Raw genomic sequence first — 15,307 nt, 5'->3', positions numbered from 1 at the left:
CTGCTGAGCGGGAGATTACAAATCTGTCAGGCTCAACGAACCTTGAACCGCCCCATGATCGCGCTCACCCGGTTGTTGGCTTCCAGCAACTGGCGGGTGTTGAGTTCGCTGGCCTGGCCGCTGTGCACCAGTTCTTCGACCATGTGGCGGATCTGCACCATGCTGCGGTTGATCTCTTCGGTGACCGCACTCTGCTGTTCGGCAGCGGTGGCGATCTGGGTGCTGAGGCTGTTGATGTGGCTGACCGAGCCGGCCATTTCATCCAGACCGGAGTTGACCCGCGCCGTGGCGTCGGCGGCGGACTGGCAGCTGGCCTGAGTGTTTTCCATGGCGCTGACCGACGAGCTCACGCCTTGGGTCAGGCGGGTCAACATCTCGTTGATTTCCGAGGTGCTGGCCTGGGTGCGAGCGGCGAGGGCGCGGACTTCGTCGGCGACCACGGCAAAGCCGCGACCCTGTTCACCGGCCCGGGCGGCTTCGATGGCGGCGTTGAGCGCCAGCAGATTGGTCTGCCCGGCGATTGCGCCGATCACCCCGAGAATCTCGGTGATGCGCTGCGCGTCCTGCTGCATGTTCTCGACTTTCTGGGTGGCGCTGGCCACTTCGTCGATCAAGGCCACCACGCTGTTGGTCGCTTCACCGACCACCACCCGTGAGCGATCGGCGTTTTCGTTGGCGCGCTGGGTGAACGCAGCGGTTTCAGCGGCGTTCTGCGCAACGCTTTCGGCCGTCGAACTCATTTCGGTGATGGCGGTAACGGTCTGATCGGTTTCCGAAGCATGGCGCAGCAGAATCTGGCTGGTGTTGGCCGACGTACGCTGCAGGTCGTCCAGGCTCGAAGCCATGGCGCCGGTGGCCTGGGTGACTTCACCGATCATGTTCTGCAGGTAGGCAATAAAGGTGTTGACCGAGTGGCCGATGGCGCCCAGTTCGTCTTCGGCACGGATGGTGATGCGCCGGGTCAGGTCGGCATCGCCGCTGGACAGCAAGTCGATGTTGGCCTTCAGCGCTTTCATCCGCGACACCAGTTGGCGGATCGCGTAGACCTGCAACAACACCAGCAGGATCACCAGCGGAATCTGCAGCAGGCTCAGGCTGCTGAGCACGTCGTCACGCTGGGCGGTGAGCATTTTCGTTGGCAGGGCGGTGGCCAGGAACCACGGCGTGCCTTCGATCGGGCGCATGAAGAAGGTGCTGGCTTCGCCGTTGTTGTCGAACTCGATGCGTTGCGCCTGATCGCGGTTTTGCAGGCCGGCCTTGACCTGACTGGCGAAGGTCGAACCGGCGGCCAGTTCGCTGATGTTCTTCAGTACGATCGGGCCGCTGATGCGCGAGCTGTTGCTGATGATCTTGCCGTCGGCCTCGACGATCAGCATTTCGGCGTTGAGGTCTTTTTCCTTGCGCGCCACCAGATCGTTGAAGAAGCCTAGCGTCACGTCGATGGTCGACACGCCCCAGGCCGCACCGTTTTTCTGGATCGCCATGGCGCAGTTGGTGCGCGGCTCGGCACTCGCGTCATCTTTATAGGCAGCGGCCCAGGCGCACTGGCCGCGCGGGGTCTGCATGCCGCCCTTGTACCAGCTCTGGTCGTAGTAGTTGGGCGCCGCATCGCTGTTCCAGAAGGTATTCACCGCCAGTTTGCCCGAGGCATCGCGGTGCCAGAACGTGCTGAACTTGTTGCGCCCGGCCTCACGCTGACCCGGCAGTGGCCAGATCCCGCCACCGAAGACTTTCAGTTCGCCGTACTGATCCACCAGGCCCGGCAACACTGTGTCGATGGCCGCGCTGTCGAGCAGGGGAATGGTCTGGGTGATGCTGCGCTGTTGCGCCTGGACTTTGTTCAGTTCGCCCTGAATCTGTTCGGCGACTTCGGCAATCCGGTTGAGCACCACCTGTTCTTCGGTATGCCGCAGCTTGGGCGCGACCAATTGGCTGATACCGACCACGGTCAGCACCGACAGCAGCATGATGAACAGAACCAGAAATAACGTGTAGCGAGCCTGAATGGTGCGGAATGCGGGCATGGATACCGGTCCTTGAGCTGCGATTCTTATTGTGGGGTCGAGGGAAAAACGGCGGGGTCACACCAGCGTATCGTCGGCGAGCGGGGAAGCTTTAAGTACTTTGGTGCAAGAAAGTTTCGGGCTGACGGAAGGGGCGTGTCGACTCCGATACAAATGGATCGACTCTCCCGTCAGCCAGCGCAAAAAAAGCTTCGCGAGCAATCGTCAAACTGCCATGAAACCGCGACACCGTGAGCTTCTGGCAATTTGTATCGAGAATGTACAAAAATTGTAAGCGGCTGCACTAAAAGGGTTGGTGCCACCAGTTCGCCGGTAGATACTTCCCGGCATTCAAGTAGTCCAGCAAGGGCATTTCATGGTTATTTCACAGGGAGTCTTCTCATGACGATCGGCATTGTCGGCGGCTGGGAGAGCAAGGCAGGGGTGCTGGTTCGCAATACAGGCGCGAAGAAAGAGGTCAAACAAAGCCTCAAGGTGCAGCAGATGCTCGCCAAGGTCGGCACCAATCCTAACGCGCTGAACACAGCCGAAATGGACAAGCAGGGCCTGCGCAAAAATATCAAGGGGTTCGATCCGGCGAATGTCTCGGTCAAGCAACTGAGCAATCTGAGTGTTTTTCTGCGTGAACGCGGGCTGATTTCCGACATCACCTCCTTTACATTGCTCAATGCTGGCGACAAGTTCGACCGTTTCGGCGTGACCAAAGACCCTGATGCAAAATTCAATGCGCTGGAGTATTTCGCCACCCAGCTCGACGCCATTCAGAACAATGGCCTCAATGGCAATGCCTACGGCAAGAACCTGATCCCTGAATACAAAAAGGCGATCTATGTGCTGCAGAACCTGAAAACCTACGGTGAAGGCAACGCGGCGAAACCGGTGGATCAAGGCGTCAAGTCCAAGGCCTGAGCCGGTCACCCACGGCCCACCCATTGATTGGGTGGGCCGTTTTCGTTTTTAGTCCTGATACCTTTCGCCGGCCTGCTGCGCCTGATCCTGCAGGTGCTGCATATGTGGACAGTGCAGACTCAGCGTGGAGGCCTGGTAGCCACGATGAAACAGTGCCAGCCAGCCGTCGCTGTGGTCATCGGGGACAATCCCGGTGAAAGCGAAACCGGCATCGGCCAGTTTGCGCAGCGCGCTGGAAAACCCTTGGGCGAGTCTGAGTCTGATCGAAATCAGCCAGTGCGCCGGCAGTTGTCCCAATTGCTCGAGCAGGTTGTCATCGAGGGCCTTGAGCAGCAGGTCGTAGCGCCCGGATACGTGATCGAAGCGGATCTTCGGGCCTTTCCATGGCACGGTATGGTCGGTGGTACCAAACACCGCCTCCAGACGCGACATCAGCTCGCGGCAATCCTGCGGCCAGGCGAGTGCCGGCAGCGGGCGCCGATAACCGTCGATGCTGCAGTGACCCACAACAATCGTCTCCCGCCCTGTTCCACCGAACGGCGAAGGCGCGTAATCGGGCAACAGACCACAGCTGTGAAACCCCAGGCCGGCGGCCATGCGCTGCGTATACGGGTGGTGCGTGACCTGCTTGATCGTCACGCCTCGGCAATCCAGCGCCTGGGCATGAATCAGCAACTGCTGGCCCAACTGGGTGGCGATGTTTTGCCCGCGAGTGTCCGGGTGCACCACGGTCAGTGCCAGCTCCGCCAGTGCGGTTCGGCCAGATTGGCGAAACAACGTGGCATGCCCGCAGATATGTTCGTTTACCACCGCCACCAGCGAGTGCCAGCGACCGACGCTGTGGTTCTGGCTGATCATCCAGGGCAGATACACGTGGGGTTGAGGATAATGAACACCGTAGATTTCTTCGAACAGGCGGCTGACTGCCGGCGCATCGGCGACGCGATAGCGGCGGATGGTTGTCGTGTCCATCACGCTTGCCCCTGCTGCGGATGGTCATAAACCCGTCGATCCACGACCCGCTGATGTTTGCCGGAGCGTGGATGACAGGTCAGTTCATCGTTCGCACAGGCGATCACGTTCAGCTCCAGCAATTGATCGAACTGCAGCTTCTCGATCAACGGGTATTGGTCGATCAGCGCACGGTGCAGGGTTGAGCTTGCCTGGCTGATGTCAGCCGTTCGCGTGCAGGGTACCCACTTGAGGCTCAGCAGATCTTTGCATGCTCGCTGTTCGATGAGCAGTTGCCAGTCATCGCTGGCGGCGATCTTGCGCACAAGCTCGCCGATGTCACCGGTATCCAGACTCAACACGCTCACCCGCACGCGCTGGCTGTTCATGCTGCGGCCCATCAGGGCGAACTTGCGCATCGGCGTCCCCGCCGGTTCACGCCAGCAGGCGAGGTCGCCGACCGGATAGCGGATCACCGGCATCAGGCGCCGGGTGAGATTGGTCAGGACCAGCCTGCCGTTACGGTTGCACTCTTCGATGACGGCACCGCTCACCTCATCGATGATCTCCAGCACGCTGTGCCGCTCCAGCATCCGGTGTTCGCCCAGGGCGCAATCGCGGGTGCTGACGCCGATCAGTCCGGCATCGACACTGGCGTAGCCGATAGAGGCAATGCGTGCGTTCGGGAACACCCGCTGGAGCGTTTGCAGTTGGGCGGCGAACAGGCTTTCGCCGCCGTAGAGCAGGGTTTCGACGCCCTCCAGGATCCGTGACTGGCGCTCAAGCCAGGCGGCGAATTTGAGCATTTGCGCCGGCAGACCGGCCAGCACATTGATCCGGTACGCAACGATCGACTCGGCCAGTACGGCGCTGTCGACGGCCCCGGTGAAGGGAAATTCGCTGACGGGAGTCTGGACATGTGCCAGCGCGTCGTGAAGAAAAATGAAGCTGGCATACAGGTCGCCGACGAAGAACAGATTGGCGACCCGGTCGCCGGGGTTCAGTTGCGCCGTGAGTTGGCTGCCGAAATCGCGCACCAGGGTTTGCCATTCTGCGCGGGCAAACAGCGAGAGTTTTCCTGAGCCGGTGGTGCCCCCGGTCTTGAAGACCATCGCGTCTTCCAGCGGGCCTGACAACACTGGCCATTGGTGCGGATGCTGACTGTCACGCCAGTATTGTTCAGGGTCGATCAGGGGCAGTTCAGTCAAAGCGCTGATGGGTGCCGCGACATGTTTGAAGTGTTCGCGGCAATAGGCCGAATGTTGGCGGGTGTAACCGAGCAAATTGTTCAATTCAACGATCGTGTTCATGATTTTTTCTTGTATGAAGTGGCGATGGGCCGCGTGCAGATAGCTGCTGTCAGCGGCGCGTATCAATCAGTAGGGGAGCTTTGCCGCTGTGCCGGTTTCGGGCGAACTGCTCGACGGCACATTGCTCGACGTCCAGCGTGAGCAAACCGGTCTGCACCAGCGTGGTCAGCGTCGAATAATTCTGCAGTCGGCGGTGGGCCTCGGCCGGTTCCTGAGGGCAGCACAGGCGCATGCGTTCCAGGCCGTCAGGGCCGTGATCGAGGACCAGTTGAAACGGCATCTGAAGGTGCTGCTCCAGGATCGCCAGCGAAATAAAATCGGTGCCGATGCGCAGCAGGTTGCCGTGGCGTTGCAGCAGTTCGAAGCGCGGCGAAGTCAGACCGCAGGCACACGGGCCGGGTAACCAGCGTCCGCTGTCGCCAATGTCATAGCGCTGCACGGACTGACCCTGACGCTCGCGGGAGGTCACCAGCAGACGACCGGATTCGCCGTCACCGACCGGCACGTCATGCTCGAAATCGACAATTTCCAGGTGCTGGATGTCGCTCATCAGATGGAAAACGCCATCTGCCGTGGCCCGGCAGGCATGGCCCAGGGGACCGGCATCAACGCTGCCGTAAATCGCCGAGCGGATCAGGCTGACGCCGCAACTTTGCAAGAGCTCGCGGGTTTGCTCACTCAGGTGTTCGCCACCGAGAAAGACCTTGGCGACGCCACCGTAGCGCCGCAGTATTTGTTGTTCGTTGATAAACAATCGGTGCAGGGTGCCGGGCATGCCGATCAGCACGGTGATCCGTTGAGCCTCGATCATCTGCGCGATCTCGCGGTAATCGTCGTCCGCCGGGGCGCCCATCGGCCAGTGCCGGGCCTGCAGTTGTTCCAGTACTTTGGCAAAACTGGAAAAGCCGCCGTACAGTCCGCCGCTGAAAAACAGGTTCATGACCCTGTCCTGCGCCGGGTCCAGTCCGGCCGCGAGCAAGCCATCAGCGGCCGCCTGCATCTGGCGCTGGAAGTCGTGGTAACTGAAGCCGGAAAGCACAGGTGCGCCACTGCTGCCGCCGGAGCGAAAGAACAGCTGCGCCGCTGAATCCGGCGGCTGGCGGACGAACTGTCCCTTGTCCATGATCGCCAGTCCGGTCAGTGGTGGTGGGGCAGGCAGCTGATCAAGCGTGGAATGGCCGGTCAGCACGTTCGTCGGCAGACTGACCGATACGCGTCGACTCAGGCGCTGCAGCGCATAAACACCGTCGTGGGGTTCGCCGTCGTAGCCATCGTGAATAGTCTCGATCGGGGTAATGCGCGTCACACCGGCGGCAATCAGCGTTTGCGCCAGTTCAGCGATCTGCGCCTCGGGGCACAGCAAGGCGCAGCTCTGCAGCACGTTGCGCCAGGGCAGCAACGTGGCGCTGAGCCGCTCGCGGGGCATTGGTTTGAGCAACAGGCTGCGAAACAGCGCAGAAGGTTCGAGCTGGCGATCATGGCTCCAGATCACCCGCCAGCCCGACGCACTCCAGACCCGGCCGGTCTGCCCGGCAAAACTCTGGGCCAGCCGGGCCATTGCCGTGCAGGTGGTGATTTGCGAAGCCTCTTCAAGCGTCGGTGCAAGGGCCGGCCATTGACCGGCACGGCGCTCGAACGCGGCGGCCAGTTGTGCCCCGATATCGTTCAGTACGCGCGCGTCGTCGCTGTCCACCAGCAACCACTGCGGGCTGGAGCAGGCTTGCTGATCGAGGCGGCAGACTTCATCGACAATCGCATCGAGGACAGCGGGCGATGCGGCGTCCGGGGTCAGGTAGGCGAAGCTGATGCGGTGCCCCCAGTCGATCCAGCGACAGCCTGGCGGGATCTGCTGGCGGATGGCTTGCAGCGCGGTTTCGCCACCCCACGCCGCGACACCGTTGGCGTGCCTGCACAACTGGCCGATTTGTTCGGTGCGGGTCGGCAGCACCGCCACGTAACCATTGAGTTGTCCGCTCGGGTCGCATGCAACCAACGCCTGAAGCAGGCGCGCGGTGAAGCCCGCGTCACTGCTGCTGGGACGCAGCCAGTTGACGTTGCCGCTCAGCAGACTTTCGATCACCGCACAGAACGCCAGCAGCGGCGCATTGGCCGGAGTGATATGCACCACCAGGCCCAGCGGACTCCAGCGCTCGAAGCGTGACTGTCGATAGTCGATACGGCGCAGCGATTCCGGGCGCAAGCCCAGTTCACGATCCAGCTTGGCTTGCAGGGCGGCAGGCTGGCAGAAATCGATCAGTGCCTCGCGCTGACCGGGAGCCAGTGGCAGTTCCGTTTCTTCTTGTTGCAGACGTTCGGCGAAGGCCTTGGCAGTGGCAAGCAATGTGCTGGTTTGCAGTGGAATCTGCAGCCTTCGTGGCAACTCCCGCTGAAGTTGGTGCAAGGCGCTGTCGAGGCTGCACTCGGTGTGCAACTGACCGTTGATCAGGTACATATCAGTGCCTCCCCAGCAGTTCGGACGCGGCCATGGCACAGCTCCTCGCGGCCGTGGTGCCGGCGCGGCCATGCAACTGGAACCAGTCGCTGGCCAGACCGCAGGCACAACGGGTGCCGGGATGCAGCGTGGCCAGATCGCTCATGACCACGGCATGGGCCGGGCTTGAGGAAATGTAGGGCGAGACCAGACTCAGCAGGCCGCGCTGCCCATAGGGCAAGACCGAAAAATCCACCGGGCAGCGTACGTACACTTTCGCGTAGACCGGTACGTGAAAGTGATGGTGGGCGCATTCGACGTAAGGCACCGCGTGTTCGACGGCGCCGTAACCGTCGCGACAGTCTTGGGTAGCGATGCCCAGTTGTTGCTGGATCCGTGCATATAAGGCTTGTCTGGGGACTTCTTCGGCGGCGCGGGTTTTCCAGCCGCCGCCGAAAAATGCCAATGATCCGGCCGGCAGTTGCAGGTCCGCCACGCCGGTGGCGCGCATGCGTTGCAGGGTTTCCCAGAGAAAGGCGGGAAAGCCGAAGATGCGCACCGGCAGACCTTCTTCGGCAAAGGCCTGCAAGGCGCTGATCACGCCGAACAGATCAAACTGGTGGCCGTCACCGTTGCGACGCAGGGTGTAAACCACCCGATTGGCGGGAGCAAAACTGCACAGGAACTGATCGGTGAAGGATGTGCCCAAGGTGTTTTTCTGCTCGGGCTCATAGCCGAGCAACAGGTAGTTGCACGGGACATGCGGGGTAATCCAGCCATATTGGGCGAAAATCCGTTCGACCATGTACTGCGCGGCGCCGAGGCTGCGCGCGTCGTAGCGCATGCGGCTTTTCTGTCCGCTGGTGCCGGAGGAAGTCAGTTCCAGGGCGTCTTCGCCCGTCGGACTGAGCAGCATCTGTTGCTTGAAGAAACTGGCGAAAATCGGTGGCAATTGCGACCAGTCGTCGAGCTCGTCCAGGTCATCGACAGCGATTGCATGGGCGTTCAACCAGTGGCCATAACCGGGCGTATGGCGAGCGTGAAACCGGGTGATTTCGCGCATGGCCAGATTGAACAGCCCTTTGGGGACGGCCTCCTGGCAATAGGGCTGCGGCAATGCGCAAAGCGCATCGCTGTGGGGGAACAGAGTCATCGAATATCCTTATTGATGTGTGGTGGGCGCGGCGGGTGCCGCAGAAGGCGGTAGAGCAGGGGCAGGCACAGCAGGCCGCCGAGGCCGGCGAGCAGGGAAAAGGATTGCAGGTTCGAGCCACCGCCGATGATGGCGATGAGCGAGCCGCCGCTGCCCATTACGGCAATCGACAGCATGCCGATCATGGCCGACACCAGCCCCTTGCCCGCATCGCTGGAGAACAGCGCGAGGCGGTACAGCGCGGCGTTGCTCATACCAAGCCCCAGTGCATACACGGCCAGTGCGCAAACGGCCAATGGCAGCGCAGCCGAACTCAGGGCAGCAGCGATCAGCCCCAGCAGTCCGAGGCAAAACGGCCACAGGGCCAGACCGATCACCTGGGCGAGCGTGTGCCCGACGAGCAATCGATCCAGTAGTAAATTACCGAGGATCACCGCCGCAAACACCGGGATTTGCCACAGGCCATATTCCAGCGCAGACAGCTCAAGGCGTTGCATGAGCAGCACCGGTGCCAATCCGATCCAGGCAATCAGCGGCAGGCTCATCAGGCCCAGTGTCAGACTGGCGCCGATGAATCGGCGGTTGCGCAGCAGCGCGAGGTAACCCAGGCCGATCTGCCTGAGCGAAAACGCCACTGGAGCCTGTCGCTGGCCGTCACGGCGCACGACGTCGATCGTTTCCGGCATCCAGACAAACAGAGCGAGCCAGACAACCACACTCGTTGCCGCCAGCCCCAGAAACATCTGTCGCCAGCTCAGCCATTCCAGCAGCAGGCTGCCGAGTAAAGGGCCGAGCAGCGGCGACAGTAGCGCCACGTTGCCCAGTAATGCCATGAGGCGCACGGCATCGGCCTCGCAGAACACTTCCTGCAGGGTCGGGTAGCTGACGGCGACCACAAAGCCCAGGCCCATGCCCTGGATCAGGCGCAACGCATTAAAGGCTTCAATGCGCTGCGTTATAACTGCGGCGCTGCACGCCAGGCCGAACAGCGCACAACCGAGCAACAGCAAGCGACGCCGGCCGTAACGGTCGGAAAGGGGGCCGATCAGCCATTGCAGGCACACGCCGCCAATCAGATACAGGTTGAAGGCGTTGGCTACATGCCGGGTATTGGCGTTGAACTCGCCGGTCACCGTCAACATGGCCGGCATGATCATGTCGCTGGCCATATAGGTGAGCAGTTCAAAAGCGGTAATGGCCAGGCAGAATCCGATAATCTGCACGGGCGCCATTACGATCAAGGTTCTCTGCATAAACATCCCTGTTTCAGTAAGCGAGAAAAGTTCGCAGAGACTAGAGGCAGAGTTGTCGCGGCAGCCAATCCTTTGCTGCGACATGAAATTTCAAATACTTACAGCGTATTTACTGACCCCTGCAGGCTGATCGAAAAGGCATTTGCGAGGCACAGGCGCGCCAACAAAAATGCCCGCTGGCGGGCGGGCATGGTTGGCATTGAAAAGGCTGGTGAGGTATCCCGACCGGTATTTCAGGCGCACCGGCGGGCGAACGATCCTGTTTTATCGATGGTAATAACCGGGGCCTTCCTGATAACGATGGTGGTCGTCATGCCAGCCGCCGTGGGGGAAAATGATGCAGCCGCTCAAGGTCAGAACGGCAAGGACAGGAATCAGCCAGGTGATTCGACGGAACATTTCAAAGATCCTCATGGTTACGCCGGCATGAAGCCAAAACTCTTCATCGGCTGTAACATGAGACCGCGTTCAGCCAGGCCCATCCCCGCAACATGGTATGTGCATGGCATGCAACCGGATACAAACCGGATACATTTGAAAGTTTCAGGAACCTGCAATGACCCAGAAGCAACGTTTGAAATACTCGATCCTGATCGCCCTGTCGGTGTTGGCGATCATGCTCGGCCTGTCCTGGCTGCAAAATGCCGGGATGATCAGTCAGAAGATGTTCCAGTACATCGCCATGGGTGTGGCGGTGGTCGTGGTGGTGATCAACGGGGTGATGCGCCGCAAGGTCAAACCCTGACGGCGATCGCGGGACGCTTCAATCGTGATTGAGCACTGCAGCAGCCTGTGGATGCAGGCTGTAACTCTTGTCCGGGTTGAAGGTGACCACCCCTTCGGCGCATAGACGCTTCAACACTTCGCGCACGCTGAGAAAGGACAACGGAATATCCAGGTCCAGCAGTTGGCTGTGCACGCCGCGCACGCCCAGGCGTCGATCACTTTGTGCGGCGACCAGCAGGGCGTCGATGACTTTCAGACGAATCAGACTGGTGCGCAGGCCGAAGCTTTTCAGCAACAGACGAATACGCTCATTGCCCTGACGCTCGGGGCTGGGGGCGAAGCTGCTCGCGCGGGAACTCATGGAAGCTCCTTGTGACGCCTGGCTACCATCCATTGGTAGTTGCGAGTTGTACATGGGGTTACTCCTTTTCAGAGCCCGATCAGGAAACGTTTTGACTGCTCTCAGTAAACAAGACGTTTCAGCACGACAAATCATGAAAGGAAATATGTAGAAATTTTGTCGGTTATTCGTTGTTTTCCCGTAATCAGTGAATTTCACCTTCCTCAATCTGGCTAAATTTTTTTTCTCGCATTCGTTTCCTGAACAGCCGTCTTGCGCCCAGGCGCATGAATCAATTTCAGAGCGGATCCGGCGCAAGCGCCGATCCTTGTCTTGTCGTTCAGGAGCGAGTGTGATTATTTCCCGACAGTTAACCGGACTGGCCCTCGCCGGTGCGTTTCTCGGACTCAGTCTGTCCGCCCATGCGTTCAGTCCCGCTGCACAAGCCAGTGCCGATATCCGCCGCACTTCCTTTGGTGTGCCGCACATCCGCGCGGAAAATGAACGCGGACTGGGTTTCGGCATTGGTTACGCCTACGCGCAGGACAACCTGTGCCTGCTGGCCAACGAGATCGTCACGGTCAATGGCCAGCGCTCGCGTTATTTCGGGCCGGAGCAGTTCACCGTCGAACAACGCGAGAATCGCGTCAGCGACCTGTTCTTCACCTGGCTCAACACTCCCGCAGCGGTGAAAGCCTTCTGGGACGCGCAACCGGCGCAGGTGCACGATCTGGTGGAAGGTTATGCCGCGGGCTATAACCGTTATCTCGCCGAACGCCGCCAGCAGGGTCTCCCGCAACAGTGCCAGGGTGAGTGGGTGCGTGATATCAGCGCCGAAGATCTGGTCAAACTCACTCGGCGCCTGTTGGTCGAGGGCGGTGTCGGGCAATTCGCCGAAGCCCTGGCTGGCGCGACGCCGCCGCAGGCCACGGCGCAGCTCGGCAGCGATGCCCGGGCCTATCAGTTGGCGGACGCGCGCCTGCAGCGCTTCGCTCTGGATCGCGGCAGCAATGCCGTGGCGGTCGGCAGCGAACGCTCGTTCAACGGACGCGGCATGCTGCTGGCCAACCCGCATTTTCCATGGGTTGGCGGCATGCGCTTTTACCAGATGCACCTGACCATTCCGGGCAAACTCGACGTCATGGGCGCAGCCTTGCCGGGGTTGCCGATGATCAACATCGGTTTCAATCAGCATCTGGCCTGGACCCACACCGTGGATTCATCCAAACATTTCACCCTGTATCGTCTGCAACTCGACCCGAAAGACCCGACCCGCTACCTGCTCGACGGCAAGTCGCTGCCGTTGAACAAGCAGACGGTCACTGTGCAGGTCAAACAGGCGGACGGTCAGGTGGTGCCGGTCTCGCGCGATGTCTACAGCTCGCAGTTCGGCCCGATCGTGCAATGGCCGGGCAAACTCGACTGGGATCATCAGTACGCCTACAGCCTGCGCGACGCCAACCTGGACAATGATCGCGTGCTGACGCAGTGGTACGCGATGAACCAGGCGTCGAGCCTCAAGGCTCTGCAGGATTCGGTGCACAAGCTTCAGGGCATCCCCTGGGTCAACACCCTGGCCGTGGATGACAAGGGGCAGACGCTGTACATGAACCTGTCGGTGGTGCCGAACGTCAGCGCCGACAAACTGGCCAAGTGCAGCGACCCGCGCATCGGCTTGCAGATGATCGTGCTCGACGGTTCCAACAGCGCTTGCGCCTGGGATATCGATCCGCAAGCTGCGCAGAAGGGCATCTATGCCGCCAGCCAGCTGCCGCAACTGTTGCGCAAGGACTTCGTCCAGCATTCCAACGATTCCGCGTGGCTGGCGAACCCGGCACAACCGCTGACCGGATTCTCGCCGCTGATCAGTCAGGACGGCCAGCCGCTGGGCCTGCGATCAAGATTTGCGCTGGAGCGTCTGAACACACTCGGCAAAAAAGGGCCGCTGGCGGTGAAGGATCTGCAACAGATGGTGATGGACGACAACGTCTATCTGGCGACTCAGGTGCTGCCTGATCTGCTGAAGTTCTGCGCTGCGGATCTGGGTGCGGACGCGGCCGCGTTGAAGCCGGTTTGTGCCAGTCTCAAGGGTTGGGATGGCCGGGCGAATCTGGATTCGGGCATTGGTCTGGTGCATTTCCAGAACATCATGCAGGCGCTGCAAGCGTCGCCGGATGTCTGGCGTGTGCCGTTCGATCCAAAAGACCCGCAACACACGCCACGCGGGTTGGCGATCGAGCAACCGGCCGTGAGCAAGGCACTGCGTGAAGCGCTGCTGGCGTCGGCTGCCACTGCGCAGAAAATGGGTCTCAAGCCTGAAACCCGCTGGGGCGATATTCAGGTGGCGAGCAGCGGCGCTCAACAAACCGCAATTCACGGCGGGCCGGGAACGCTGGGGATCTACAACGCGATCCAGAGCGTGCCGCGTGAAGACGGCAAACTCGAAGTGGTCAGCGGCACCAGCTACCTGCAAGTGGTGACCTTTGACGACAAAGGCCCGCACGCTCAAGGGCTGCTGGCGTTCTCGCTGTCGAGCGACCCTGAGTCGAAATATTCCCGGGATCAGACCGAGGCGTTTTCGAAAAAGCAGTGGAGCGTGTTGCCGTTCACTGAGCAGCAGATCGCTGCCGATCCGCAGTATCAGGTGCAAACGGTTCGCGAGGTGGCGGGCAAGGGCACCGAGGTGGTTGCGCAGTAAGTCAGGCTGAACGAAAAAGCCGCTGCTCCTTGACGGGAACAGCGGCTTTTTTGTGCCCTGAGTCAGCCATGGCCGACGGGAACCGCTTTCAGGTTTTTGGTGGCTGCCGCGGCATCGAGTTGATCACCGGATCACCCTCGGTATTGCGCGTAAGGTAGACCGGCAGCACCTTGGGCAGGGTGTTGACGAGGCCGCCGATCTCTTTGATGTTGTAGACGCCGCCGACGCGGATCGCGCCGGTGTTGGCGTCGGCCAGTTTCAGCGGTTTGCTCAGGTAGCGATTGATCAGCGGCAAGGCTTCGTTCAGCGCCAGGTTGTCGAGCACCAGTTTGCCGCTGCGCCAGGCCAGGGCGTTATCGTTGGCGTAGGTCTGGCTGATCTGTGGCGTGTAGTCGCCATGCCGGTACTGCGCCTGCATGGCCGGCCCCAGGCGCAGACCGTCGCCGGGCAGGGCGGCGTTGCTGGTTACCAGAACCGAGCCTTCGATCAGGTTGACCCGCACCTGATCTTCGTAGAGCCAGACATTGAAGCGGGTGCCGGTCACGCGGATCTTGCCTTCGCCGGCCCTGACCACGAACGGGTGGGAGAGGTCATGGCTGACTTCGAAAAACGCCTCGCCTTTTTTCAGGGTGACCCGCCGTTCATCCTTGTAATTGCTGAAGGTCAACTCAGTATTGAGGTTGAGCTCGACCTGACTGCCATCCTTCAAGGTGACCTGACGGACATTGTCGGTGGCTGCGAAATGCTGATAGCTGTTGGGCAACCAGCCCAGATTCCAGCCACCGTACGCCGCCAGTGGCAAGGCCAGGGCGCAGACGCTCGCGGCAATTGCGTAGCGCCGCCAGGCGGGCAGTGGTTTATTCAGCGGCACACTCGGCGGCGTCTGCGGACGTGGCAAGTGTTCGGCAACGTCCCAGATCTCCAGCATCGCTTCGTATTCGAATGCATGCAGCGGATGCGCATCGCGCCATTGCTCGAAAGCCAGACGCTCCTCGGCGGAGCAGTCTACGGCGTGCAGACGCATGCACCAGTGCGCGGCGGCATCGGTGATCGCATCGTATTCGGCTTCCGAGAGGGATTCTTGGGTCATTGACTCGTCCTGATTTGCTGCATTCTAACCTTGCGAGCCGGGTGCCGAGAACATCCGTCATGGCAATTGCCCATCAAAGTGGAACTTATTTTTCCGGCAGACGCCCAAAAACAGGACATCAGAGGAACATCATCCACAAATGGAGTGAAAAAATGATCAAAAAAACCTTAGCCGCTGCAATCGCCACTGCCGCCTTGTTCAGCGCCGGTGCCGCCATGGCTGATCGTCCCGGTGCGGGCTGGGTCACCATTGAAAAGGCTATCGAGATCGTGAAAACCAAGGCCGGTTACGTCGAAGTCTATGAAATCGAGGCCGACAATGACGGCTACTGGAAAGGCGAGGGCCGCAAGGCCGACGGTTCGGTGTATGAATTCCGTATCGATGGCGCCTCGGGCAATGTATTGCGTGACCAGAAAGACTGA

General features: G+C 60.6%; 13 protein-coding genes. 4 read left to right on the top strand and 9 right to left on the bottom strand.

Annotated features, from left to right (window positions below; translation table 11 throughout):
- Nucleotides 1–32: 32 nt before the first annotated feature.
- The gene (locus J1G18_RS08985; RefSeq protein ID WP_223007508.1) at nucleotides 33–2,024 is read right to left on the bottom strand and encodes a methyl-accepting chemotaxis protein; all 1,992 of its coding nucleotides are present in this window, start codon (nucleotides 2,022–2,024) and stop codon (nucleotides 33–35) included.
- Between the two features lie 381 nt (nucleotides 2,025–2,405).
- Here J1G18_RS08985 and J1G18_RS08980 point away from each other — a divergent pair, with 381 nt between their 5' ends.
- The gene (locus tag J1G18_RS08980; RefSeq protein WP_098963937.1) at nucleotides 2,406–2,933 is read left to right on the top strand and encodes a hypothetical protein; all 528 of its coding nucleotides are present in this window, start codon (nucleotides 2,406–2,408) and stop codon (nucleotides 2,931–2,933) included.
- A 48-nt stretch (nucleotides 2,934–2,981) separates the two neighbouring features.
- Here the strand turns inward: J1G18_RS08980 and J1G18_RS08975 are convergent, their stop codons facing one another.
- From J1G18_RS08975 to J1G18_RS27965, 6 genes are all read right to left on the bottom strand, one after another.
- Nucleotides 2,982–3,905 carry a GNAT family N-acetyltransferase gene (locus tag J1G18_RS08975; protein WP_139055882.1) on the bottom strand — a complete coding sequence of 308 codons (924 nt, stop codon included), beginning with the start codon at nucleotides 3,903–3,905 and terminating at the stop codon, nucleotides 2,982–2,984.
- Nucleotides 3,905–5,194, bottom strand: a complete 1,290-nt coding sequence (locus tag J1G18_RS08970) for a phenylacetate--CoA ligase family protein (protein ID WP_223007507.1) — start codon at nucleotides 5,192–5,194, stop codon at nucleotides 3,905–3,907. Before J1G18_RS08970 ends, J1G18_RS08975 begins: the two co-directional genes overlap by 1 nt.
- A gap of 49 nt (nucleotides 5,195–5,243) precedes the next feature.
- Entirely contained in the window at nucleotides 5,244–7,646 is a 2,403-nt protein-coding gene (locus J1G18_RS08965) for an aldehyde dehydrogenase family protein (RefSeq protein ID WP_223007506.1), read from the bottom strand.
- Between the two features lies 1 nt (nucleotide 7,647).
- A complete protein-coding gene (locus tag J1G18_RS08960) occupies nucleotides 7,648–8,778 on the bottom strand; it encodes an acyl-protein synthase (RefSeq protein WP_223007505.1) in 1,131 nt (376 codons plus the stop codon).
- Nucleotides 8,775–10,031, bottom strand: coding sequence for an MFS transporter (locus tag J1G18_RS08955; RefSeq protein WP_223007504.1), 1,257 nt, complete (start codon nucleotides 10,029–10,031; stop codon nucleotides 8,775–8,777). Before J1G18_RS08955 ends, J1G18_RS08960 begins: the two co-directional genes overlap by 4 nt.
- 264 nt (nucleotides 10,032–10,295) lie before the next feature.
- The gene (locus tag J1G18_RS27965) at nucleotides 10,296–10,430 is read right to left on the bottom strand and encodes a hypothetical protein (protein ID WP_007961861.1); all 135 of its coding nucleotides are present in this window, start codon (nucleotides 10,428–10,430) and stop codon (nucleotides 10,296–10,298) included.
- Between the two features lie 157 nt (nucleotides 10,431–10,587).
- Here J1G18_RS27965 and J1G18_RS08950 point away from each other — a divergent pair, with 157 nt between their 5' ends.
- Nucleotides 10,588–10,776 carry a hypothetical protein gene (locus tag J1G18_RS08950; protein WP_007961862.1) on the top strand — a complete coding sequence of 63 codons (189 nt, stop codon included), beginning with the start codon at nucleotides 10,588–10,590 and terminating at the stop codon, nucleotides 10,774–10,776.
- Nucleotides 10,777–10,794: 18 nt separating this feature from the next.
- Here J1G18_RS08950 and J1G18_RS08945 read toward each other — a convergent pair whose 3' ends face one another.
- Nucleotides 10,795–11,172 (bottom strand): fe2+ zn2+ uptake regulation protein, encoded by a 378-nt coding sequence (locus tag J1G18_RS08945; protein WP_027612026.1) that lies wholly within the window; start codon nucleotides 11,170–11,172, stop codon nucleotides 10,795–10,797.
- Nucleotides 11,173–11,449: 277 nt separating this feature from the next.
- Between J1G18_RS08945 and J1G18_RS08940 the strand changes: the two genes are divergently transcribed.
- Nucleotides 11,450–13,795 (top strand): acylase, encoded by a 2,346-nt coding sequence (locus J1G18_RS08940; protein WP_223007503.1) that lies wholly within the window; start codon nucleotides 11,450–11,452, stop codon nucleotides 13,793–13,795.
- Nucleotides 13,796–13,883: 88 nt separating this feature from the next.
- Here J1G18_RS08940 and J1G18_RS08935 read toward each other — a convergent pair whose 3' ends face one another.
- Nucleotides 13,884–14,885 carry a FecR family protein gene (locus J1G18_RS08935; protein ID WP_223007502.1) on the bottom strand — a complete coding sequence of 334 codons (1,002 nt, stop codon included), beginning with the start codon at nucleotides 14,883–14,885 and terminating at the stop codon, nucleotides 13,884–13,886.
- Between the two features lie 152 nt (nucleotides 14,886–15,037).
- Here J1G18_RS08935 and J1G18_RS08930 point away from each other — a divergent pair, with 152 nt between their 5' ends.
- Nucleotides 15,038–15,307, top strand: a complete 270-nt coding sequence (locus tag J1G18_RS08930; protein WP_007961867.1) for a PepSY domain-containing protein — start codon at nucleotides 15,038–15,040, stop codon at nucleotides 15,305–15,307.

The organism is Pseudomonas sp. MIS38 (assembly GCF_019891575.1).
Taxonomy (GTDB): Bacteria; Pseudomonadota; Gammaproteobacteria; order Pseudomonadales; family Pseudomonadaceae; genus Aquipseudomonas; species Aquipseudomonas putida_A.
This window is presented reverse-complemented; position numbering and strand designations above follow the sequence as displayed.

Coding starts and splice junctions, on each gene's coding strand:
- J1G18_RS08945 (WP_027612026.1), bottom strand. CDS start 11,172: ATGTACAACTCGCAACTACCAATGGATGGTAGCCAGGCGTCACAAGGA.
- J1G18_RS08935 (WP_223007502.1), bottom strand. CDS start 14,885: ATGACCCAAGAATCCCTCTCGGAAGCCGAATACGATGCGATCACCGAT.
- J1G18_RS08980 (WP_098963937.1), top strand. CDS start 2,406: ATGACGATCGGCATTGTCGGCGGCTGGGAGAGCAAGGCAGGGGTGCTG.
- J1G18_RS08955 (WP_223007504.1), bottom strand. CDS start 10,031: ATGCAGAGAACCTTGATCGTAATGGCGCCCGTGCAGATTATCGGATTC.
- J1G18_RS08970 (WP_223007507.1), bottom strand. CDS start 5,194: ATGAACACGATCGTTGAATTGAACAATTTGCTCGGTTACACCCGCCAA.
- J1G18_RS08930 (WP_007961867.1), top strand. CDS start 15,038: ATGATCAAAAAAACCTTAGCCGCTGCAATCGCCACTGCCGCCTTGTTC.
- J1G18_RS08960 (WP_223007505.1), bottom strand. CDS start 8,778: ATGACTCTGTTCCCCCACAGCGATGCGCTTTGCGCATTGCCGCAGCCC.
- J1G18_RS08950 (WP_007961862.1), top strand. CDS start 10,588: ATGACCCAGAAGCAACGTTTGAAATACTCGATCCTGATCGCCCTGTCG.
- J1G18_RS08965 (WP_223007506.1), bottom strand. CDS start 7,646: ATGTACCTGATCAACGGTCAGTTGCACACCGAGTGCAGCCTCGACAGC.
- J1G18_RS08975 (WP_139055882.1), bottom strand. CDS start 3,905: ATGGACACGACAACCATCCGCCGCTATCGCGTCGCCGATGCGCCGGCA.
- J1G18_RS27965 (WP_007961861.1), bottom strand. CDS start 10,430: ATGTTCCGTCGAATCACCTGGCTGATTCCTGTCCTTGCCGTTCTGACC.
- J1G18_RS08985 (WP_223007508.1), bottom strand. CDS start 2,024: ATGCCCGCATTCCGCACCATTCAGGCTCGCTACACGTTATTTCTGGTT.